Raw genomic sequence first — 20,734 nt, 5'->3', positions numbered from 1 at the left:
ATGCAAAAACGTCTGACATTGCTCGGTTCCACGGGCTCGATCGGAGACAGCACGCTCGACGTGGTCGCGCGCCATCCCGAGCGCTTCTCGGTCTATGCGCTGACCGCACACCGCAACGGCGACAAGCTGGTCGAGCAATGCCTGCGCTTCGCGCCCGAAGTGGCGGTGGTCGGCGATGCCGCGACGGCCGCGCACGTCGACGCGAAACTGCGCGCGGCGGGTAGCAAGACGACCGTGCTGCACGGGCCGCAGGCGCTCGTCGACGTGTCGAAGAGCGATGGCTGCGACACGGTGGTCGCGGCGATCGTCGGTGCGGCCGGCATGGCGCCGAGCCTCGCGGCCGCGCGCGCCGGCAAGCGCATCCTGCTTGCGAACAAGGAAGCGCTGGTGATGTCGGGCGCGATCTTCATGGACGCCGTGCGCGACCATGGCGCGATCCTGCTGCCGGTCGACAGCGAGCACAACGCGATTTTCCAGTGCATGCCGCGCGACGCGGCCGAGCACGGCGGGATCTCGAAGATCATCCTGACCGCGTCGGGCGGCCCGTTCCGCACGCGCGAGCCGGCCACGCTCGTCGACGTGACGCCGGACGAGGCGTGCAAGCATCCGAACTGGGTGATGGGCCGCAAGATCTCGGTCGATTCGGCGACGATGATGAACAAGGGCCTCGAAGTGATCGAGGCGCACTGGATCTTCGGGCTGCCGGGCGACCGCATCGACGTGCTGATCCACCCGCAGAGCGTGATCCATTCGCTCGTGTCGTATCGCGACGGCTCGGTGCTCGCACAGCTCGGCAACCCCGACATGCGCACGCCGATCGCGTACGCGCTCGCGTTCCCCGAGCGTGTCGATGCGGGCGTCGACCAGCTCGACCTCGCGCAGATCGCCCAGCTGTCGTTCGAGAAGCCCGATTACGCGCGCTTCCCGTGCCTCGCGCTCGCGCTGAAGGCACTTGAGGAAGGCGGCATCGCGAGCGCCGCATTGAACGCGGCGAACGAAGTTGCGGTCGAAGCGTTTCTCGAGCGCCGCATCGGCTTCATGGCGATTGCGGCGACGGTCGACGCCGTGCTCAACACGTTGCCGAACCGTACGCCCGATGGGCTCGAGGACGTCCTGGCGGCGGATGCCGAGGCACGCCGCCTCGCCGCCGAGATCATTGCGAAAGCGCCTGCGCCACGCGTGGAGCGCACTGTCTGAATGGGGTGCTCATGAACGTGCTGGTCGAACTGATCGCGTTTGCGGTGGCGATCGGGGTGCTGGTCGTCGTGCATGAGTACGGACACTATCGCGTCGCGCGCTGGTGCGGCGTGAAGGTGCTGCGTTTCTCGATCGGCTTCGGCCAGCCTGTCGCGCGCTGGGTCAGCCGCAGGACGGGCACCGAGTGGACGCTGTCGGCGCTGCCGCTCGGCGGCTACGTGAAGATGCTCGACGAGCGCGATCCCGGCCCCGGCATCCCGCCCGAGGAGCTCGGCCAGGCGTTCAACCGGCAGTCCGTCTACAAGCGCATCGCCATCGTCGCGGCGGGCCCGATTGCCAACTTCCTGTTGGCAATTGCGCTGTTTTCCATCGTATTTGCCACCGGTGTAACCGAGCCGACCGCGATCGTCGCACCGCCGGCCGCCGGCACGGTGGCGGCGCGCGCGGGCTTCGACGGCAACGAGAAGATCGTGTCGATCCGCAACGCGCAGGGCGGCGAGTCCGAACCGGTGCGATCGTGGTCGGACCTGCGCTGGAAGCTGCTGGCGGCTGCGTTCGACCACCGCGAGATCGTGCTCGGCGCGCGCGACGGCAACACGACGTTCGATTTCCGCGTCGACCTCCGCAATGTTCCCGAAAGTCAGCTCGACGACGATTTCATGGCCCATCTGGGCTTCGAGGCCGGCGGCGGCACGCTGTCGGTCGAGTCGGTGCAGCCCGGCAGCGCGGCGGAGCAGGCGGGCCTGAAGTCCGGCGACAAGCTGGTCGCGCTCGACGGCAAGCCGATCGGCGGCGCGTCACGCTTCATCGATTTCGTGAAACACCATGCGGGCAAGCCGCTCGACCTGCAGATCGAGCGCAATGGCGCCGCACAGACGGTGTCAATCGTGCCGCAGATGCAGCGCGACGACGAATCGGGGCAGCAGATCGGCCGGATCGGCGCGGCGCTGTCGATGCATGCGCCGTCGGTCGACGTGCGATACGGGCCGATCGACAGCCTGCGGCTCGGCGCGCACCGCACGTGGGACATCTCCGTGTATTCGCTGAAGATGTTCGGGCGCATGATCACGGGCAATGCGTCGCTGAAGAACCTGTCCGGCCCGGTGACGATCGCGGACTACGCGGGCAAGAGTGCGCGGCTCGGTCCGTCGGCGTTCCTGTCGTTCCTCGCCCTTGTCAGCATTAGCCTTGGCGTCCTGAACTTGTTGCCGATTCCCGTTTTGGACGGGGGGCATCTGTTATATTATGCGGTTGAAGCCGCGACCGGGAAAGCCGTCTCGGAGCGCTGGCAGCTGATTCTGCAAAGAGCCGGGTTGATCTGCATCGTCGCATTGTCGGCGATCGCGCTGTTCAACGATCTGGCTCGGTTAATCCATTTCTGAAGCGTCAGGCGGCGGCCGCTGGGCAGCCGCCTGATTTGATGCAGCTAAATATTGGGGATGCATGTTGTTCAAACCTCATCGCTTTGTACCTAAGACAGTTGCAGCGGCCGCGCTCGCCGCGCACGGCCTCGCGGCGCATGCAGCGGCACCGTTCGTGGTGCAAGACATCAAGATCGAGGGGCTGCAGCGCGTCGAAGCGGGTTCGGTGTTCGCCTACCTGCCGATCAAGCAGGGCGATACCTTCACGGACGACAAGGCATCCGAAGCAATCCGCGCGCTGTACGCGACGGGCTTCTTCAACGACGTACGCATCGCCACCCAGGGCAACGTCGTGATCGTGCAGGTGCAGGAGCGTCCGGCCATCGCGTCGATCGACTTCACCGGCACGAAGGAATTCGACAAGGACAACCTGACGAAGGCACTGCGCGCAGTCGGCCTCGCCGACGGCCGCTACTACGACAAGGCGCTCGTCGACAAGGCGGAGCAGGAGCTCAAGCGCCAGTACCTCACGCGCGGCTTCTACGCGGCCGAGGTCAAGACGACGGTCACGCCGGTCGACGCGAACCGCGTGTCGATCCTGTTCGCGGTGGCCGAAGGTCCGAGCGCGAAGATCCGCCAGATCAACTTCATCGGCAACAAGGCGTTCAAGACGAGCACGCTGCGTGACGAGATGCAGCTGTCGACGCCGAACTGGTTCTCCTGGTACACGAAGAACGACCTGTACTCGAAGGAAAAGCTCACGGGCGACCTCGAGGCGGTGCGCTCGTACTACCTGAACCGCGGCTATCTCGAGTTCAACATCGATTCGACCCAGGTGTCGATCTCGCCCGACAAGAAGGACATGTACCTGACGGTCACGCTGCACGAAGGCGAGCCGTACACGGTGTCGGGCATCAAGCTGTCGGGCAACCTGCTCGATCGCGAAGCCGAACTCAACAAGCTGATCAAGATCAAGCCGGGTGATCGCTTCTCGGCCGAAAAGCTGCAACAGACCACCAAGTCGATCGTCGACAAGCTCGGTGAGTACGGTTACGCATTCGCGACCGTCAACGCGCAGCCGGACATCGACCAGGCGAACCACAAGGTGAACCTGAACCTCGTCGTCGATCCGAGCCGCCGTGTGTACGTGCGCCGCATCAACGTCGTCGGCAACACGCGTACGCGCGACGAAGTGGTGCGTCGCGAAATGCGCCAGCTCGAAAGCTCGTGGTTCGATTCGAACCGCCTCGCGCTGTCGAAGGATCGCGTGAACCGTCTCGGCTACTTCACCAACGTCGACGTGACGACGGTGCCGGTCGAAGGTACGAACGACCAGGTCGACGTGAACGTGAAGGTCGATGAAAAGCCGACCGGCGCGATCACGCTGGGTGCCGGCTTCTCGTCGACGGACAAGGTCGTGCTGTCGGCCGGCGTGTCGCAGGACAACGTGTTCGGTTCGGGTACCAGCCTGTCGGTGAACGTCAACACCGCGAAGAGCTACCGTACGCTGACCGTCACGCAGGTCGACCCGTACTTCACGGTCGACGGCATCAAGCGGATCACGGACGTCTACTACCGCACGTACCAGCCGCTCTACTATTCGACGAGCTCGAGCTTCCGGATCATCAGCGCGGGCGGCAACCTGAAGTTCGGCATCCCATTCTCGGAAGTCGACACCGTCTACTTCGGCGCGGGCTTCGAGCAGAACCGCCTCGACGTCGATTCGAACACGCCGCAGAGCTACCAGGATTACGTGAACCAGTTCGGCCGCGTGTCGAACACGGTGCCGCTGACGATCGCGTGGTCGCGTGACGCGCGTGACAGCGCGCTGATTCCGAGCCGCGGCTACTTCACGCAGGCGAACATGGAGTACGGCGTGCCGGTCGGCAAGATCCAGTACTACAAGGCCGACCTGCAGGCCCAGTACTACTATTCGTTCTCGCGCGGCTTCATCCTCGGCATGAACCTGCAGGGCGGCTACGGTAACGGTATCGGCAACCCGTACCCGATCTTCAAGAACTACTACGCGGGCGGTATCGGCTCCGTGCGTGGCTACGAGCCGAGCTCGCTGGGCCCGCGCGACACGAAGACGAACGACCCGATCGGCGGTTCGAAGATGCTCGTCGGCAACATCGAACTGACGTTCCCGCTGCCGGGCACGGGCTACGACCGCACGCTGCGCGTGTTCACGTTCCTCGACGGCGGTAACGTGTGGGGCAACGCGCCGGGCGGCACGAGTACGGGCGCCAACGGCCTGCGTTACGGCTACGGTGTGGGTCTCGCGTGGATCTCGCCGATCGGCCCGCTGAAGCTGAGCCTCGGCTTCCCGCTGCAGAAGCACGAAGGCGACCAGTACCAGAAATTCCAGTTCCAGATCGGGACGGCGTTCTGACCGAACGCATGACAACAGCAACGAGAGGGTAATTTTGCTAACCGGTAAGTTTTCGAAACGAGTGATGTGCGCGCTGACCGTTGCGCTGGCCTTGGGCGCGGCAACGGTGCACGCACAGGACGTCGCCCGCATCGCGGCGGTCAATTCGGATCGGATCCTGCGCGAGTCGGTGCCCGCGAAGGCGGCGCAGACGAAGCTCGAAGCCGAGTTCGCGAAGCGTGACAAGGATCTGCAGGATCTGGCGGCGCGCCTGAAGTCGATGTCCGATTCGCTGGACAAGAACGGCGCGTCGCTGTCGGCGGCCGACCGCGCGCAGAAGCAACGCGATCTCGCCCAGCTCGATACCGACTTCCAGCGCAAGCAGCGCGAGTTCCGCGAAGACCTGAACCAGCGCCGCAACGAGGAACTGGCGGCCGTGCTCGAACGTGCGAACAAGGTCATCAAGCAGATCGCCGAGCAGCAGAATTACGACCTGATCGTGCAGGAAGCCGTGTACGTCAGCCCGCGCATCGACATCACCGACAAGGTGCTCAAGGCGCTCGCGTCCGGCTCGACGAACTGAACGGAGCAGACGACGAATGGCATTGACGCTTGAGGAACTCGTAAAGCGGTTCGGCGGCGAGATCGCCGGCGACGCACAGTGCAAGGTGGGCGGGCTCGCACCGCTCGACCAGGCAGGCCCGCAGCAACTCGCGTTCCTCGCGAATCCGAAGTACCTGTCGCAGGTCGAGTCGACCCGCGCCGGCGCGGTGCTGATCGCGCCGAAGGATCTGGAAAAGCTCGGCGCGGCCGCTGGCGGCCGCAACTTCATTGTCACGCCGAATCCGTACGCGTACTTCGCGCGCGTCGCGCAGATGTTCATCGACCTGGCTACGCCGCAGCGTGCCGCCGGCGTGCATCCGAGCGCGACGATCGACCCGGCCGCGCAGGTCGCCGCGAGCGCGGTGATCGGCCCGCACGTGACGGTCGAGGCCGGTGCTGTGATCGAAGACGGCGTGCAGCTCGATGCGAACGTATTCGTCGGCCGCGGCACGACGATCGGCGCGGGCTCGCACCTGTATCCGAACGCGTCGGTGTACCACGGCTGCAAGGTCGGCCCGCGCGCGATCATCCATGCGGGCGCCGTGATCGGCTCCGACGGCTTCGGCTTCGCGCCGGATTTCGTCGGCGACGGCGACGCGCGCACCGGCAGCTGGGTCAAGATCCCGCAGGTCGGCGGCGTCACGATCGGGCCGGACGTCGAGATCGGCGCGAACACGACGATCGACCGCGGCGCGATGGCGGATACCGTCATCGAAGAATGCGTGAAGATCGACAACCAGGTGCAGATCGGCCACAACTGCCGGATCGGCGCCTACACGGTGATCGCCGGCAGCGCCGGGATCGCGGGCAGCACGACGATCGGCCGCCACTGCATGATCGGCGGTGCGGCGGGGATCGCCGGCCACGTGACGCTCGGCGACTATGTCATCATCACCGCAAAATCGGGCGTATCGAAGTCGCTGCCGAAGGCCGGCATCTATACCAGCGCGTTCCCGGCCGTCGACCACGGCGAATGGAACAAGAGCGCCGCGCTCGTGCGCAACCTCGACAAGCTGCGCGAGCGCATCAAGGCGCTCGAAGCCGCGCTCGCCGCCCAGGGCGGCACGGACGCCTGAGCGCATCATGCGAGACCTCGAACCGGGTACGGCCAGCGCAACCGGCCCGGTTTGCCAGACTGGGCCGCACGGCGGCCCGCTTCAGCCTTTGCATCACCACCGCGCAGCCTCTGCGTGAGACGAACCATCATGAGCACTGAAAAAATCAATCTCGACATCCACAAGATCCTCACGCTGCTGCCGCATCGCTACCCGATTCTGCTCGTCGATCGCGTGCTCGAACTCGAACCGCACAAGGGAATCAAAGCGCTGAAGAACGTGTCGATCAACGAGCCGTACTTCCAGGGGCATTTCCCGAAGCGGCCGGTGATGCCGGGCGTGCTGATCCTCGAAGCGCTTGCGCAGGCCGCGGCGCTGCTGACCTTCTCGGAAGAGCAGCCGAAGGATCCGGAGAACACGCTGTACTACTTCGTCGGGATCGACGGCGCGCGCTTCAAGCGTCCGGTCGAGCCGGGCGACCAACTGATTCTGAACGTGACGTTCGAACGCTACATCCGCGGCATCTGGAAATTCAAGGCGGTGGCGGAAGTGGACGGCAAGGTGGCGGCGGAAGCCGAGCTGATGTGCACGGTCAAGACGACCGACGTGGCGCCCTGAGCGACGCGGCACGGACAGGCAACGCAACGCGACACATCACATCGAGAGGCAACGGCGCATGACCAGGATTCATCCCACCGCGATTGTCGAACCGGGCGCGCAGATCGACGAATCGGTCGAGATCGGTCCGTACGCGATCGTCGGTCCGCATGTCACGATCGGCGCGCGGACGACGATCGGCTCGCACAGCGTGATCGAAGGCCATACGACGCTCGGCGAGGACAACCGCATCGGCCATTACGCGTCGGTCGGTGGTCGTCCGCAGGACATGAAGTACAAGGACGAGCCGACGAAGCTCGTGATCGGCAACCGCAACACGATCCGCGAATTCACGACGATCCACACGGGTACCGTGCAGGACGTCGGCGTGACGACGCTCGGTGACGACAACTGGATCATGGCCTATGTGCACATCGGTCATGACTGCACCGTCGGCAACCACGTGATCCTGTCGAGCAACGCACAGATGGCCGGCCACGTCGAGATCGGCGACTGGGCGATCGTCGGCGGGATGTCGGGCGTCCACCAGTTCGTGCGCATCGGTGCGCACTCGATGCTGGGCGGTGCGTCCGCGCTCGTGCAGGACATTCCGCCGTTCGTGATCGCGGCAGGCAACAAGGCCGAGCCGCACGGGATCAACGTCGAAGGGTTGCGCCGGCGCGGTTTCTCGCCCGACGCGATCTCCGCGCTGCGCAGCGCGTACCGCCTGCTGTACAAGAACGGCCTGTCGTTCGAGGAAGCGAAAGTGCAGTTGCGCGAGCTGGCCGCCGCGGGCGGCGAGGGCGACGCAGCCGTGAAGACGCTCGTCGAGTTCATCGACGCGTCGCAACGCGGCATCATCCGCTAAGCGATGCCGCTTCCGACCTCTCAGCTCCGGCTCGCGATGGTGGCCGGCGAACCGTCGGGCGACCTGCTCGGCGCGTCGCTGCTCGGCGGGCTGCGCGAGCGGCTGCCCGAATCGGCCCAGTACTACGGGATCGGCGGGCAGCGGATGATCGCGCAGGGCTTCGACTCGCACTGGCAGATGGACAAGCTGACCGTGCGCGGCTATGTCGAGGCGCTGGGCCAGATTCCCGAGATCCTGCGGATTCGCGGCGAGCTGAAGCGCCAGTTGCTCGCCGAGCGGCCGGACGCGTTCATCGGCGTCGACGCGCCCGACTTCAACTTCAACGTCGAACAGGCCGCGCGCGACGCGGGCATCCCGTCGATCCACTTCGTGTGCCCGTCGATCTGGGCATGGCGCGGCGGCCGGATCAAGAAGATCGCGAAGTCCGTCGACCACATGCTGTGCCTGTTCCCGTTCGAGCCGGCGATTCTCGACAAGGCAGGCGTTGCCTCGACCTACGTCGGCCACCCGCTCGCCGACGAGATTCCGCTCGAACCCGACACGCACGGTGCGCGCATCGCACTCGGACTGCCGGCCGACGGCCCGGTGATCGCGGTGCTGCCGGGCAGCCGGCGCTCGGAAATCGCGCTGATCGGCCCGACGTTCTTCGCGGCGATGGCGCTGATGCAGCAACGCGAGCCCGGCGTGCGGTTCGTGATGCCGGCGGCGACGCCCGCGCTGCGCGCGCTGCTGCAGCCGCTCGTCGACGCGCATCCGAAGCTCGCGCTGACGATCACCGACGGCCGCTCGCAGGTCGCGATGACGGCTGCCGACGCGATCCTCGTGAAGAGCGGCACGGTCACGCTGGAAGCCGCGCTGCTGAAGAAGCCGATGGTGATCTCGTACAAGGTGCCCTGGCTGACCGGGCAGATCATGCGCCGGCAGGGTTACCTGCCGTACGTCGGCTTGCCGAATATCCTGGCGGGGCGTTTCGTCGTGCCCGAGCTGCTGCAGCATTTCGCGACGCCCGAGGCGCTCGCCGATGCGACGCTCACGCAGTTGCGCGACGACGCGAACCGCCGCACGCTGACCGAAATATTTACCGAAATGCATCTTTCGCTGCGGCAGAACACGGCCGCGAAGGCGGCCGAAGCCGTCGTGCGCGTGCTCGAACAACGCAAGGGGCGCGCATGACCGCAGTACGTGCACCACGCCGTCGCGCGTCGAGCGACGAGCAGGGCGGGTTCGATTTCAGCCGTCCCGACGAGATCGTCTGCGGCGTCGACGAAGCGGGCCGCGGCCCGCTCGCGGGGCCGGTGGTGGCCGCCGCGGTGATCCTCGATCCGGCGCAGCCGATCGACGGGCTCGACGATTCGAAGGCGCTGTCCGCGAAGAAGCGCGATGCGCTGTACGAGCTGATCGTCGCGCGCTCGCTGTCGTATTGCGTCGCATCGGCGAGCGTCGACGAGATCGACACGCTGAACATCCTGCACGCAACGATGCTCGCGATGAAGCGGGCGGTCGAAGGGCTGTCGGTCCTGCCGACGCTCGCGCAGATCGACGGCAACCGCTGCCCGACGCTGACGGTACGCGCCGAGGCGATCGTCAGCGGCGACGCGCTCGTGCCGAGCATCTCGGCCGCGTCGATCCTCGCGAAGGTCACGCGTGACCGCATGCTCGTCGACCTGCACGAACGCTTCCCCGTGTACGGCTTCAACGTGCATGCGGGCTACGGCACCGCGAAACACCTTGCCGCACTGCGCGAGCACGGCCCGTGCGAAGCCCATCGGCGCTCGTTCGCGCCGGTTCGTGCGGCACTCGACCTGATTCGATGAAAAGCATTACTTCCCGCGACAACCCGCTGTACAAGCGCCTGAAGGCGCTCGCGGGTTCGACGTCCCATCAGCGCCGCGGCGGCCAGGCGCTGCTCGAAGGATTCCATCTCGCAAGCGCGTACCTCGACACGGGTGCGACGCCCGAGCTGTGCGTCACGACCGAAGGTGCACTCGGCCACGCCGAGGCCCAGGCGATCGTCGCGCGCGTCGATGCGCAACGGATCGTCACGCTGCCCGACGCGCTGTTCGGGCAGTTGTCGAACGTCGTCAACGGCGTCGGCTTCCTGCTGCTCGTCGACCGGCCGGTACAGCCGCTGCCGGCGCGCGTGACGCAGTCGTCGGTCGTGCTCGACGGCGTGCAGGACGCCGGCAACGTCGGCTCGATCCTGCGCAGCGCGGCGGCCGCAGGCGTTCGCCACGTGTTCTGTGCGCCGGGTACCGCGTACGCATGGTCGTCGAAGGTGCTGCGCTCGGGGATGGGGGCGCATTTCCTGCTGTCGATCCACGAGGACGTCGAAGCCGGCGCGCTCGCCGAGCGCCTCGATGTGCCGGTCGCGCTGACCGACTCGCACGGCGCGCAGGCGGTCTATGACTGCGACCTGTCGGGGCCGGTTGCCTGGGTGTTCGGCAACGAGGGGGCCGGCGTGTCGGCGTTCTGGCGCGACGCGGCCACGCATCGCGTGACGATCCCGCAGCCGGGCGGGATGGAGTCGCTGAACGTCGCGGCCGCGGCTGCGGTCTGCCTGTTCGAGCAGGTGCGTCAGCAGCGGCGTGCGTGACGCCGCACGCGTCTTGCTCCGCACCATGAAAAAGGCCGCGTTCGACGCGGCCTTTTTGTTTCCGGCGGCGGCCCTGCGGCCGCCAGCGCCCAGTCTTAGTACGACTGCCGGTCGAGGCGGATTTCCTGCAGGATCGTCGTCGCGATTTCCTCGATCGACTTGTGCGTCGACGACAACCACTTGATCCCCTCGCGGCGCATCATCGCTTCGGCTTCGTTGATCTCGTAGCGACAGTTCTCGGGCGCCGCGTACTTGCTGCCCGGCCGGCGCTCGTTACGGATCTCGGACAGGCGCTGCGGGTCGATCGACAGCCCGAACAGCTTCTCGCTGTACGCGGCGAGCGCCGACGGCAGCTTGCCGCGCTCGAAATCTTCCGGAATCAGCGGATAGTTGGCTGCCTTCACGCCGTACTGCATCGCGAGATAGAGGCTCGTCGGCGTCTTGCCGCTGCGCGACACGCCGACGAGGATCACGTCGGCTTCCGACAGGTTGCGGTTCGACTGGCCGTCGTCGTGCGCGAGCGAGAAGTTGATCGCCTCGATCCGGGTCTTGTATTCCTCGGTATCCGCGTTCTGGTGGCCGCGGCCCATCGCGTGGCTCGACTTGAGCTCGAGCTCCTGCTCGAGCGGTTCGACGAAGCGCTGGAACATGTCGAGCACGAGTGCGTTGGAGCGCTTGACGATGTCGTTCGACTCGCTGTCGACGAGCGTCGTGAACACGATCGCGCGGCGGCCGTCGTGCACGGCGGCCTCGTTGATCTTCTCGACGGTCGCATAGGCCTTGTCGAGCGAGTCGACGAACGGCACGCGCACGAGACGGAATTTCTGGTCGAACTGGGAGAGGATCGAATGCGCGAAGGTTTCGGCAGTGATCCCGGTGCCGTCGGAGACGATGAATACGGTAGGCAGCATGAATCTGGGCGTCGAACGTGAAGGGCGGTTGCGCGGGCGGCTGGAGGTTCGCCTCCAGACGCAGTGACAAGGTCGCGCCACATCCGGCAGCCGGCACGGTAGAATAGCGGCAACCTGTTGGATAAGCAATTGCGGGGGCAGGGCGCGAACGGCGCCCCAGGCTTCGCCGCTCGATTCCAAAATTCCCGGCAAGTTTGGCGATTTGTCTGCAAATATCGCCCTTCTGCCGGGATTTTTGCAAATCGGGTCGGAAGATTATCTGCCGCTGCGATTGTTTCTCCAACAGGTTGCGCAAGACGCGTCGCGCCTTTTTGCAAGCGCCCGCGTCCAAGCCCACTTGCGCAATCGAGCATTTTTTTCACACTTAGGGGCTTGTATGACTAACGCAGCAAACGTCGCAAAGGACCAGGCGTATGTAATTCCGTTCGAGCAGTTGCGGATGACCGATGTGGAGATCGTCGGCGGCAAGAATGCGTCGCTTGGCGAAATGATCAGCCAGCTTTCCGAAGCAGGCGTTCGCGTACCCACCGGTTTCGCCACGACCGCGCTCGCGTTCCGCGATTTCCTCACGCACAACGACCTTACCGACCGCATCGCCAAGCGTCTCGAGTCGCTCGACATCGACGACGTGAAGGCGCTCGCCGAAGCCGGGGCCGAAATCCGCAAGTGGATCGTCGATGCGCCGATGCAGGCACGTCTCGAGCAGGAAATCCGTGAACAGTTCGAAATCCTGAAGAACAGCTCGCCGGGCGAGCTGTCGTTCGCCGTGCGTTCGTCCGCGACCGCGGAAGACCTGCCCGACGCATCGTTCGCCGGCCAGCAGGAGTCGTACCTGAACGTCGTCGGCATCGAAGACGTGCTCGACCGCATGAAGCACGTGTTCGCGTCGCTGTACAACGACCGCGCGATCTCGTATCGCGTGCACAAGGGCTTCACGCACGCGGAAGTCGCCCTGTCGGCCGGCGTGCAGCGCATGGTCCGCTCGGACGTCGGCGCCGCCGGCGTGATGTTCACGATCGACACCGAATCGGGCTTCAAGGACGCCGTGTTCATCACGTCGAGCTACGGCCTGGGCGAAACCGTCGTGCAGGGCGCAGTGAACCCGGACGAGTTCTATGTGTTCAAGACGACGCTCGCACAGGACAAGTACCCGATCATCCGCCGCTCGATCGGCTCGAAGCTGATCAAGATGGAATTCACGCAGCCGGGCGAGCCGGGCCGCGTGAAGACGGTCGACGTGCCGCACGAGCAGCGCAACCGCTACTCGATCACCGACGAAGACGTGATCGAGCTGGCGAAGTACGCGGTCATCATCGAGAAGCACTACCAGCGTCCGATGGACATCGAGTGGGGCAAGGACGGCCGCGACGGCAAGATCTTCATCCTGCAGGCACGCCCGGAAACCGTGAAGAGCCAGGCGACCGGCAAGGCCGAACAGCGCTTCAAGCTGAAGGGCCAGTCGCAGGTGCTCGCGACGGGTCGTGCGATCGGCCAGAAGATCGGTGCGGGCCCCGTGCGCGTGATCCAGGATCCGTCGGAAATGGAACGCGTGCAGCCGGGCGACGTGCTGGTGGCCGACATGACCGACCCGAACTGGGAGCCGGTGATGAAGCGTGCAGCCGCGATCGTCACGAACCGTGGCGGCCGCACCTGCCACGCGGCGATCATCGCGCGTGAACTCGGCGTGCCGGCAGTCGTCGGCTGCGGCGATGCGACCGACATCCTGAAGGACGGCGCGCTGGTTACCGTGTCGTGCGCGGAAGGCGACGAAGGCAAGATCTACGACGGCCTGCTCGAGACGGAAGTCACGGAAGTGCAGCGCGGCGAACTGCCGGAAATCCCGGTCAAGATCATGATGAACGTCGGCAACCCGCAGCTCGCGTTCGACTTCTCGCAACTGCCGAACGGCGGCGTGGGTCTCGCGCGTCTCGAGTTCATCATCAACAACAACATCGGCGTTCACCCGAAGGCGATCCTCGAGTACCCGAACATCGACCAGGACCTGAAGAAGGCCGTCGAGAGCGTCGCGCGCGGTCACGCATCGCCGCGTCAGTTCTACGTCGACAAGCTGACGGAAGGTGTCGCGACGATCGCGGCGGCGTTCTATCCGAAGCCCGTCATCGTGCGTCTGTCCGACTTCAAGTCGAACGAGTACAAGAAGCTGATCGGCGGTTCGCGTTACGAGCCGGACGAGGAAAACCCGATGCTGGGCTTCCGCGGCGCGTCGCGTTACATCGCTGAAGACTTCGCGCAGGCGTTCGAAATGGAGTGCCGTGCACTGAAGCGCGTGCGCGACGAGATGGGCCTGACCAACGTCGAGATCATGGTGCCGTTCGTGCGTACCGTGAAGCAGGCGGAGCGTGTCGTCGGTCTGCTCGAGAAGTTCGGTCTGAAGCGCGGCGAAAATGGCCTGCGCCTCGTGATGATGTGCGAAGTCCCGACCAACGCGATCCTCGCCGAAGACTTCCTGCAGTTCTTCGACGGTTTCTCGATCGGCTCGAACGACCTCACGCAGCTCACGCTCGGCCTCGACCGCGATTCGGGTATGGAACTGCTGGCTGTCGACTTCGACGAACGCGACCCGGCGGTCAAGTTCCTGCTGAAGCGCGCGATCGACACCTGCCGCAAGATGGGCAAGTACGTCGGTATCTGCGGCCAGGGCCCGTCCGATCACCCGGACTTCGCGCAATGGCTGACGGACGAAGGCATCGTGTCGATCTCGCTGAACCCCGACACGATCATCGATACGTGGCAGGCGCTCGCCGCCAACCGGAAGTAACGGTCGGTAACTTGCCATCGACGAAGGAGCGGCGCTGCTGCTCCTTCAGTGAAGGCAAATTGCAAGGTTCATGCTATAAACACCCCGGTAGATACCGGGGTGTTTTTGTTTGTCGGTACGAACCGGGCCGCCCCAAGCGTGCCGACCGCTCTCTCGGGAGCCGCGAACAAATCGATCCGGAACAGCGCTTCAGCGCGTATTCTGGTTCTATGCCACGCAAGTGAACGTGGGAGATGTTTTTCTGGAGACCACAATGATGTCGGGGCATCTGTTCTGGTGGGTCGCGGTGGGCGTACTGGTCGTGGCCGAGTTGCTGACGGGCACGTTCTACCTGCTGATGATCGCGCTCGGCTTTCTCGCGGGCGGGTTGCTGCAACTGGCCGGTTTCGCACCGCACGTGCAGTTCGGTGCGGCGGCGGTGGTCGCGATCGTAGCGATGGTCGTGTTGCGGCGTTCGGGGCTCGGCCGCAAGCAGAAGCGCGACACGTCGATGAATCCCGACGTCAATCTCGATATCGGCGCGACCGTCACGGTCGACGCGTGGCGTGACGGCCGCGCGCGCGTGCAGTATCGCGGCGCCGATTGGGACGTCGAGCTCGAGAACGGCGAGCGCGACGATGCGCACGTGTATCAGGTGAGTGCCGTGCGCGGTAATTGTCTCGTGGTCGTGGCGAAACCCGCGGGCTGATCGTCCGCCGATACAACAAGGAGGGAATACTTCATGGATTCGCTGATCATCTGGGTTGTCCTGCTCGTCATCGCGATCGTGATCGTGTCGAAGACGGTGAAGATCGTGCCGCAGCAGCATGCGTGGGTGCTCGAACGCTTCGGTCGCTATCACGCGACACTGTCGCCCGGCCTGAATATCGTGCTGCCGTTCGTCGATCGCATTGCGTACCGCCACATGCTGAAGGAAATTCCGCTCGACGTGCCGAGCCAGGTCTGTATCACGCGCGACAACACGCAGCTGCAGGTCGACGGCGTGCTGTACTTCCAGGTGACCGATCCGATGAAGGCGTCGTACGGGTCGAGCAACTTCGTGCTCGCGATCACGCAGCTCGCTCAAACGACGTTGCGCTCGGTGGTCGGCAAGCTCGAACTCGACAAGACGTTCGAGGAGCGCGATTTCATCAACCACAACATCGTGTCGGCGCTCGATCAGGCCGCGGCGAACTGGGGGGTGAAGGTCCTGCGCTACGAGATCAAGGACCTGACGCCGCCCAAGGAAATCCTGCACGCGATGCAGGCGCAGATCACCGCGGAGCGTGAAAAGCGCGCGCTGATCGCGGCCTCCGAAGGCCGCAAGCAGGAGCAGATCAACCTCGCGTCGGGCGCGCGCGAAGCGGCGATCCAGAAATCCGAAGGCGAGCGGCAGGCCGCGATCAACCAGGCGCAGGGCGAAGCCGCTGCGATTCTGGCGGTGGCTGAAGCGAACGCGCAAGCGATCCAGAAGATTGCGAGCGCGATGCAATCGCAGGGCGGGATGGACGCGGTGAACCTGAAGGTTGCCGAGCAGTATGTCAGTGCATTCTCGAATCTCGCGAAGCAGGGCAACACGCTGATCGTGCCGGCGAACCTGTCGGATCTCGGCACCGCGATCTCGTCGGCGTTGACGATCGTCAAGAGCGCGGGGGCGGCTTCGGGCGGGAAGGCCTGAGTCGGACCTGCGCGGTGCGCAGGCGGTCGCCGCATGCAATCGGCGTGCGGCGAATCGTCGCGTAACCGGGGCGCGGGAGATACCCGTGTGGCGCCGTCATCGGTAGCTTTCTTCAGTCGAAACGGGCGGTGGGCGCGCAGCGTGCCGATCCGGCCGCTGCCGGGCAGCCGGCCTGCCAGATTCACATCGCCCAAAGCAACACGGCCCGCTTCGAGCGGGCCGTGTCGTTTGTGATGCGTGTCGCGCAGGTCAGGTGCCGGCGCGCATGATGCGTGCCTTTTCGCGTTCCCAGTCGCGTTTCTTCTCGGTTTCGCGCTTGTCGTGCAGCTTCTTGCCCTTCGCGAGCGCGATGTCGCACTTCACGCGACCGCCCTTGTAGTGGAAGTTCAGCGGCACGAGCGTGTAGCCACGCTGCTCGACCTTGCCGATCAGTTTCTTGATTTCCTCGCGGTGCAGCAGCAGCTTGCGCGTGCGAACCGGGTCGGGCGTGATGTGGGTCGAAGCCTCGGGCAGCGGGCTGATATGGGTACCGATCAGGAAGATCTCGTCGTGCTTGATCACGACGTAACCTTCCCTGATCTGGCCGCGCCCGGCGCGCAGCGCCTTGACTTCCCAGCCCTCGAGCACGAGCCCCGCCTCGTAGCGTTCCTCGATGTGATAATCGAAGTGCGCTTTCCTGTTGTCGATGATGCTCATGAAAGGATCGGGCCAACTCGTTTAAAATCACGATTTTAGCAAAGCGGGGCGGGAATCGCCCGGCTTGCGTTCTCACCTTAAGCGATGCCGCGCGATTTATGGCAGATGTCCAGAAAACCGTATTGATCCGTCATTCGGCGGAACAGATGTTCGACCTCGTCACCGACGTGGCCGACTACCCCAATTTCCTGCCCTGGTGCGGCGGCGTCGAGGTTCGCCGTCAGGACGAGAGCGGGATGGAAGCGCGCATCGACATCAACTTCAAAGGCATCAAGCAGCATTTCGCGACGCGCAACACGCAGCAGCGCCCGACGCGGATCGACATGGAGTTCACGGACGGCCCGTTCAAGAAGTTCACGGGCGCGTGGCGCTTCACGGCACTGCGTGCCGATGCCTGCAAGATCGAATTCGCGCTGCACTACGAGTTCTCGAGCATCCTGCTTGAGAAGATCATCGGGCCCGTGTTCAGCCATATCGCGAACACGTTCGTCGATTCGTTCGTGAAGCGCGCCGACCAGCGCTACGGGAAGGGGTGACGCGATGCTGTCGATCGAAGTCTGCTACGCGCTGCCGGACCGCCAGACGCTGATTCCGCTGTCGCTGCCCGACGGGGCGACCGTTCGTTCGGCGATCGATGCGAGCGGCGTACTCGCGCTGCACCCGGAAATCGATCTCGCGAACGCGAAGACGGGCGTGTACGGCAAGCTTGCGCCGCTCGACGCACCGCTCGCCGACCACGACCGCGTCGAGATCTACCGCCCGTTGATCGTCGATCCGAAGCTCGCGCGCCAGCGTCGCGTCGACAAGTCGCGCCGCGACGGCTCCATCGAGGGCCGCAAGTGGATGCACAAGGACGCGCGCTGACGCGGGCCGATCCGCGTCTTTCGCCCCGATTCGTCTGATCAAACGCCGCGGCGCTCAGTGGGCCGCGGCGTTCGCGTTTGCCGGCGCGCTTCCCGGCGTATCGCCGCCGGCGGGTGTGTCGCCGTGCTGCCGCACCGATCCGTAGACGCCCGCGAGCAGCAGCACCAGCGCGGTGATCTCGAGCGCATGCGGCATCCGCTGGTCGTACACGAATGCGTAAAGCATCGCAAACACGGTTTCGAACACGATCAACTGGCCCGACAGCGTGAGCGGCAGCCGCTTCGACGCGGCATTCCACAGCCCGTTGCCAAGCCACGATGCGCCGATCGCGAGCACGAGGTTCAGCAGCCAGAACAGCTGCCAGCGCGACGCCGGGACCGCTGCCTGCACGGTGCCGGCCGGCAGCGCGAGGATCGCGATCCAGACGAGCCCGCCGATCAGGCCCGTCACGACACCCCACAGCACCGACCACTCGTTGCCGCCGAAATGATGATGGCGCTGCAGATAGCGTGCGTTCGCGACCGCATACCAGGTCCAGCTCGCGAGCGCGCCCGCAGCGCAGGCGATGCCGGCGAGCTTCTGGCCGAGCGTCGTCGCATGCGCGGCTTCGGACGTGAACAGGTCGATGTTGATGCAGACGATGCCCGCGATCACCAGCGCGAGCGGGGCAGCGAGCCGCCGCAACGGCACGGCGCCGTGGTCGCCGAGGCCCGCGAGCGTGACCGTGACGGGCAGCACGCCGACGATCAGTGAACTGGGCGCGATGCCGATCAGGTGCACGGCGCCGGACAGCAGCATGTAGTACGCGACGTTGCCGACGACCGCGAGCCTGACCAGCGCGACGAGATCCTCGCGGGTCAGCCGCGCGAGCAGCGAGCGGGCGGCCGGCAGCGCGGCTGCGAGCGACACGAGGCCGTACATCGCATAGCGGCCGGCGCTCAGCAGCAGCGGCGAGAAGTCGGTCAGCAGCCGCGGAACGAGAAACACCATGCCCCACAGGGCACCTGCCAGAACACCATAGACCACACCGCGCTGCATCGACCGCTCCGAACACATGACTGACGAGCGCGCATCTTAGCCACGCGGTCGCGGCGTCGTCTTGTTCATTCCTGCACTCGGCGCAGGGCGGGGCGCAGGCGTGCTGCGCCCGGGAGCGATCACGGCAGGCGGCGGATCATTCGTCGGCCGAATCGGGCGCGGCTCCCGCGTTGTTGCCTGACGCCCGCGCGGGCCGACGTACCGTGCGCAGCGTGCCGCTGTTGCCGCCGCCGCAGTAGAAGCGGTCGTGGCCGTCGGATTCGAGCCCTGATACGCCGACACCGGCCGGCATGTCGATCTGCTCGAGCACCTGGCCCGTGCGCGGATCGATGTGCCGCAGGTCGGCCTGGTCGGCTTCCCAGGTGCCGTGCCACAGCTCGCCGTCGACCCACGTCACGCCGGTGACGAAGCGGTTCGATTCGATCGTGCGCAGCACGGCGCCCGATTGCGGATCCACCTGATGAATCTTGCGTTCGCGGTACTGGCCGACCCACAGCGCGCCTTCGGCCCACGCCAGCCCCGAATCGCCGCCGTTGCCGGGGGCGGGAATCGTCGCGAGCACGCGGCCCGATTCGGGATCGATCTTCTCGATGCGGTCCTCGACGATCTGGTACAGGTGGCGGCCGTCGAACGCCGTGCCCGCATGCGCGGCGACGTCGAGCGAGCGGACGGTCGTGCCGCGTTCCGGGTCGAGCGCATTCAGCTTGTCGCCGGACGCGTACCACACGTACTGCCCGTCGTACGTGACGCCGTGTACGCCGTCGACGCCCGGAAACGGGCCGTATTCGCGAAGGATGTCTGCACTGGAGCGTTTCATGTTCGTCACCTCGTCGTTCGGTGAGGTCATCCTAATCGCCCGGCAGCGGGGCAGGGAGTAACAAGGTCGTCGCGAAACCGGGCAGCGGCGGCGTCATCCAGCGGCGCGCGCGGCCGCGGCCTAGCGCCTGGACCTTGTCGGCTTCGGCGAGCGCGTCGAGTGCGCGCTGCACGGTGCGCTGGCTCGTGCCGAGGGCCAGTGCCAGCGCGGAGCTCGACCATGCCTCGCCATCGGCGAGGAGCGCGAGCACGGCCGCGTGGCGATCGTCGACCGGGCGCGCCAGGACGACGGTCTCGCGTATGCCGAGCGGTTCGAGCGCGAAGCCGCGCGGCGTGGCGATGACGTTCGCGAGCGGCCGCAGCACCGCGCGCAGCCGGCCGATCTCGACACGCAGGCGCGCGCGATGCGATTCGTCCGCGTGTTTCGCGCGAAACGCGACGGCGACGAGCGCGTTGCGCGACACGTCGGCCGGCCATGCCTCGCCGAGCGCGCGGGCGAGCACGAACAGCACGGGCCGCCGCGCAAGCGACACGGTCGTGCGCGCGTCGCGCACCGTGTGGCGGCACGCATCGACGACGAGCGCATTCGACGCGAACAGCGTCTCGACTTCGTCGAGCTGCACGAGCCGCGATGTACCGCGCGCGATGAGGCGGGCGGCCGGTGCGTCGAGCACCCGTGCCGCGGTGTCGACCTCGGCCGTCAGCGCGGCGATGCCGGCGTCGCGGGCCGCTGCGCGTGCTCGGGCGAGTGCAGCGCGGGCCGCGTGCGTACGGATGCGGCGCATCGCGATGCCGGCCGCGATCAGCTCATGGGCGGCGCGCGATGCAGCCGGCAGCGGTGCGGGATCGAGATTCGCGAGCATCCGCTCGGCATCGTCGAGCTGGCCGATCAGCAGCAGCCGGCGCACGCCGAGATAGCGCGCATGCGCGGCGTTCGCGCGGTCGCCGTGCGCGTCGAGCGTCGCGCACGCGGCATCGAGCGCGCGCGTCGGCCAGCGCAGGTCGCGCGACGCGAGCGCGATCTCCGCTTCCGCGACGACGCAGCGCGCACGCGCCACGGCCTCCTTCGCGCCGAACGCACGGGCGGCGGCGCGCACGAGTGTGCGCGCGCGTTCGAAATCGCCGAGCTGCGCCATCGCGATCCCGCGCAGCGCGAGCGCCGGCGCATCGTCACGCAGCGCGACGCGGTTCAGCGCGCCGAGCGCGTCACCGGCCGCGAGCGCGCGCGCGGCAGCCGTGATCAGCGAATCCATCCGAATCCCGACACACTTGTCACTCCCTTCGGTCCGATACCCGCCGCTAATCTAGCACCACGCACACGGCACCGG

Annotated in this window: 20 protein-coding genes; 15 read left to right on the top strand and 5 right to left on the bottom strand. The window is 65.9% G+C overall.

The features are described from left to right. The 10 genes from BCEP18194_RS16685 (at position 1) to BCEP18194_RS16640 (ending at position 10,645) form a co-directional block, all read left to right on the top strand. Positions 1 to 1,197, top strand: coding sequence for a 1-deoxy-D-xylulose-5-phosphate reductoisomerase (locus BCEP18194_RS16685; protein WP_011352455.1), 1,197 nt, complete (start codon positions 1 to 3; stop codon positions 1,195 to 1,197). Between the two features lie 11 nt (positions 1,198 to 1,208). Then, positions 1,209 to 2,579 carry an RIP metalloprotease RseP gene (rseP, locus tag BCEP18194_RS16680; protein WP_011352454.1) on the top strand — a complete coding sequence of 457 codons (1,371 nt, stop codon included), beginning with the start codon at positions 1,209 to 1,211 and terminating at the stop codon, positions 2,577 to 2,579. Between the two features lie 61 nt (positions 2,580 to 2,640). Beyond that, complete coding sequence (gene bamA, locus BCEP18194_RS16675) at positions 2,641 to 4,950, top strand: outer membrane protein assembly factor BamA (RefSeq protein ID WP_011352453.1); 2,310 nt, start codon at positions 2,641 to 2,643, stop codon at positions 4,948 to 4,950. 64 nt (positions 4,951 to 5,014) lie between these two features. After that, a complete protein-coding gene (locus tag BCEP18194_RS16670; RefSeq protein WP_011352452.1) occupies positions 5,015 to 5,512 on the top strand; it encodes an OmpH family outer membrane protein in 498 nt (165 codons plus the stop codon). Between the two features lie 16 nt (positions 5,513 to 5,528). Continuing rightward, the gene (lpxD, locus tag BCEP18194_RS16665) at positions 5,529 to 6,608 is read left to right on the top strand and encodes a UDP-3-O-(3-hydroxymyristoyl)glucosamine N-acyltransferase (RefSeq protein ID WP_011352451.1); all 1,080 of its coding nucleotides are present in this window, start codon (positions 5,529 to 5,531) and stop codon (positions 6,606 to 6,608) included. 129 nt (positions 6,609 to 6,737) lie between these two features. Next, complete coding sequence (gene fabZ / locus BCEP18194_RS16660) at positions 6,738 to 7,205, top strand: 3-hydroxyacyl-ACP dehydratase FabZ (RefSeq protein WP_011352450.1); 468 nt, start codon at positions 6,738 to 6,740, stop codon at positions 7,203 to 7,205. A 58-nt stretch (positions 7,206 to 7,263) separates the two neighbouring features. Further along, positions 7,264 to 8,052 (top strand): acyl-ACP--UDP-N-acetylglucosamine O-acyltransferase, encoded by a 789-nt coding sequence (gene lpxA / locus BCEP18194_RS16655; protein ID WP_011352449.1) that lies wholly within the window; start codon positions 7,264 to 7,266, stop codon positions 8,050 to 8,052. Between the two features lie 3 nt (positions 8,053 to 8,055). After that, the gene (gene lpxB, locus BCEP18194_RS16650) at positions 8,056 to 9,225 is read left to right on the top strand and encodes a lipid-A-disaccharide synthase (protein ID WP_011352448.1); all 1,170 of its coding nucleotides are present in this window, start codon (positions 8,056 to 8,058) and stop codon (positions 9,223 to 9,225) included. After that, positions 9,222 to 9,866, top strand: coding sequence for a ribonuclease HII (gene rnhB / locus BCEP18194_RS16645; protein ID WP_011352447.1), 645 nt, complete (start codon positions 9,222 to 9,224; stop codon positions 9,864 to 9,866). The genes lpxB and rnhB overlap by 4 nt, the downstream gene beginning before the upstream one ends. After that, positions 9,863 to 10,645: a TrmH family RNA methyltransferase gene (locus BCEP18194_RS16640; RefSeq protein ID WP_011352446.1), complete on the top strand. Its 783-nt coding sequence runs from the start codon at positions 9,863 to 9,865 to the stop codon at positions 10,643 to 10,645. The genes rnhB and BCEP18194_RS16640 overlap by 4 nt, the downstream gene beginning before the upstream one ends. A gap of 95 nt (positions 10,646 to 10,740) precedes the next feature. Here BCEP18194_RS16640 and ppsR read toward each other — a convergent pair whose 3' ends face one another. After that, positions 10,741 to 11,556 carry a posphoenolpyruvate synthetase regulatory kinase/phosphorylase PpsR gene (gene ppsR, locus BCEP18194_RS16635; RefSeq protein ID WP_011352445.1) on the bottom strand — a complete coding sequence of 272 codons (816 nt, stop codon included), beginning with the start codon at positions 11,554 to 11,556 and terminating at the stop codon, positions 10,741 to 10,743. Positions 11,557 to 11,932: 376 nt separating this feature from the next. On the opposite strand from ppsR, the gene ppsA reads away from it, so the two are divergent. From ppsA to BCEP18194_RS16620, 3 genes are all read left to right on the top strand, one after another. Next, positions 11,933 to 14,335: a phosphoenolpyruvate synthase gene (gene ppsA, locus BCEP18194_RS16630; RefSeq protein ID WP_011352444.1), complete on the top strand. Its 2,403-nt coding sequence runs from the start codon at positions 11,933 to 11,935 to the stop codon at positions 14,333 to 14,335. A gap of 253 nt (positions 14,336 to 14,588) precedes the next feature. Next, positions 14,589 to 15,023 carry an NfeD family protein gene (locus tag BCEP18194_RS16625; RefSeq protein WP_011352443.1) on the top strand — a complete coding sequence of 145 codons (435 nt, stop codon included), beginning with the start codon at positions 14,589 to 14,591 and terminating at the stop codon, positions 15,021 to 15,023. A gap of 33 nt (positions 15,024 to 15,056) precedes the next feature. Further along, the gene (locus BCEP18194_RS16620) at positions 15,057 to 15,992 is read left to right on the top strand and encodes an SPFH domain-containing protein (protein ID WP_011352442.1); all 936 of its coding nucleotides are present in this window, start codon (positions 15,057 to 15,059) and stop codon (positions 15,990 to 15,992) included. A 249-nt stretch (positions 15,993 to 16,241) separates the two neighbouring features. On the opposite strand, the gene smpB is transcribed toward BCEP18194_RS16620, so the two are convergent. Further along, complete coding sequence (smpB, locus tag BCEP18194_RS16615; RefSeq protein WP_011352441.1) at positions 16,242 to 16,688, bottom strand: SsrA-binding protein SmpB; 447 nt, start codon at positions 16,686 to 16,688, stop codon at positions 16,242 to 16,244. Between the two features lie 98 nt (positions 16,689 to 16,786). Here smpB and BCEP18194_RS16610 point away from each other — a divergent pair, with 98 nt between their 5' ends. Both BCEP18194_RS16610 and BCEP18194_RS16605 read left to right on the top strand, forming a co-directional pair. Then, complete coding sequence (locus BCEP18194_RS16610) at positions 16,787 to 17,224, top strand: type II toxin-antitoxin system RatA family toxin (protein WP_011352440.1); 438 nt, start codon at positions 16,787 to 16,789, stop codon at positions 17,222 to 17,224. Positions 17,225 to 17,228: 4 nt separating this feature from the next. After that, on the top strand, positions 17,229 to 17,552 hold the full coding sequence (locus tag BCEP18194_RS16605) for an RnfH family protein (protein WP_011352439.1): 324 nt from the start codon (positions 17,229 to 17,231) through the stop codon (positions 17,550 to 17,552). Positions 17,553 to 17,606: 54 nt separating this feature from the next. Here the strand turns inward: BCEP18194_RS16605 and BCEP18194_RS16600 are convergent, their stop codons facing one another. The 3 genes from BCEP18194_RS16600 to BCEP18194_RS16590 all read right to left on the bottom strand — a co-directional run bounded on the left by BCEP18194_RS16600 (position 17,607) and on the right by BCEP18194_RS16590 (position 20,659). Continuing rightward, on the bottom strand, positions 17,607 to 18,590 hold the full coding sequence (locus tag BCEP18194_RS16600; protein WP_011352438.1) for a DMT family transporter: 984 nt from the start codon (positions 18,588 to 18,590) through the stop codon (positions 17,607 to 17,609). A 136-nt stretch (positions 18,591 to 18,726) separates the two neighbouring features. Beyond that, the gene (locus tag BCEP18194_RS16595; protein WP_011352437.1) at positions 18,727 to 19,407 is read right to left on the bottom strand and encodes a Vgb family protein; all 681 of its coding nucleotides are present in this window, start codon (positions 19,405 to 19,407) and stop codon (positions 18,727 to 18,729) included. A 31-nt stretch (positions 19,408 to 19,438) separates the two neighbouring features. Further along, positions 19,439 to 20,659 (bottom strand): hypothetical protein, encoded by a 1,221-nt coding sequence (locus tag BCEP18194_RS16590; RefSeq protein WP_011352436.1) that lies wholly within the window; start codon positions 20,657 to 20,659, stop codon positions 19,439 to 19,441. Between the last annotated feature and the right edge of the window lie 75 nt (positions 20,660 to 20,734).

The sequence above is a fragment of the Burkholderia lata genome, assembly GCF_000012945.1.
In the GTDB taxonomy this organism is placed as follows: Bacteria; Pseudomonadota; Gammaproteobacteria; order Burkholderiales; family Burkholderiaceae; genus Burkholderia; species Burkholderia lata.
The sequence above is the reverse complement of the archived record's forward strand: the minus strand, read 5'-3'. Positions and strand labels throughout refer to the sequence as shown.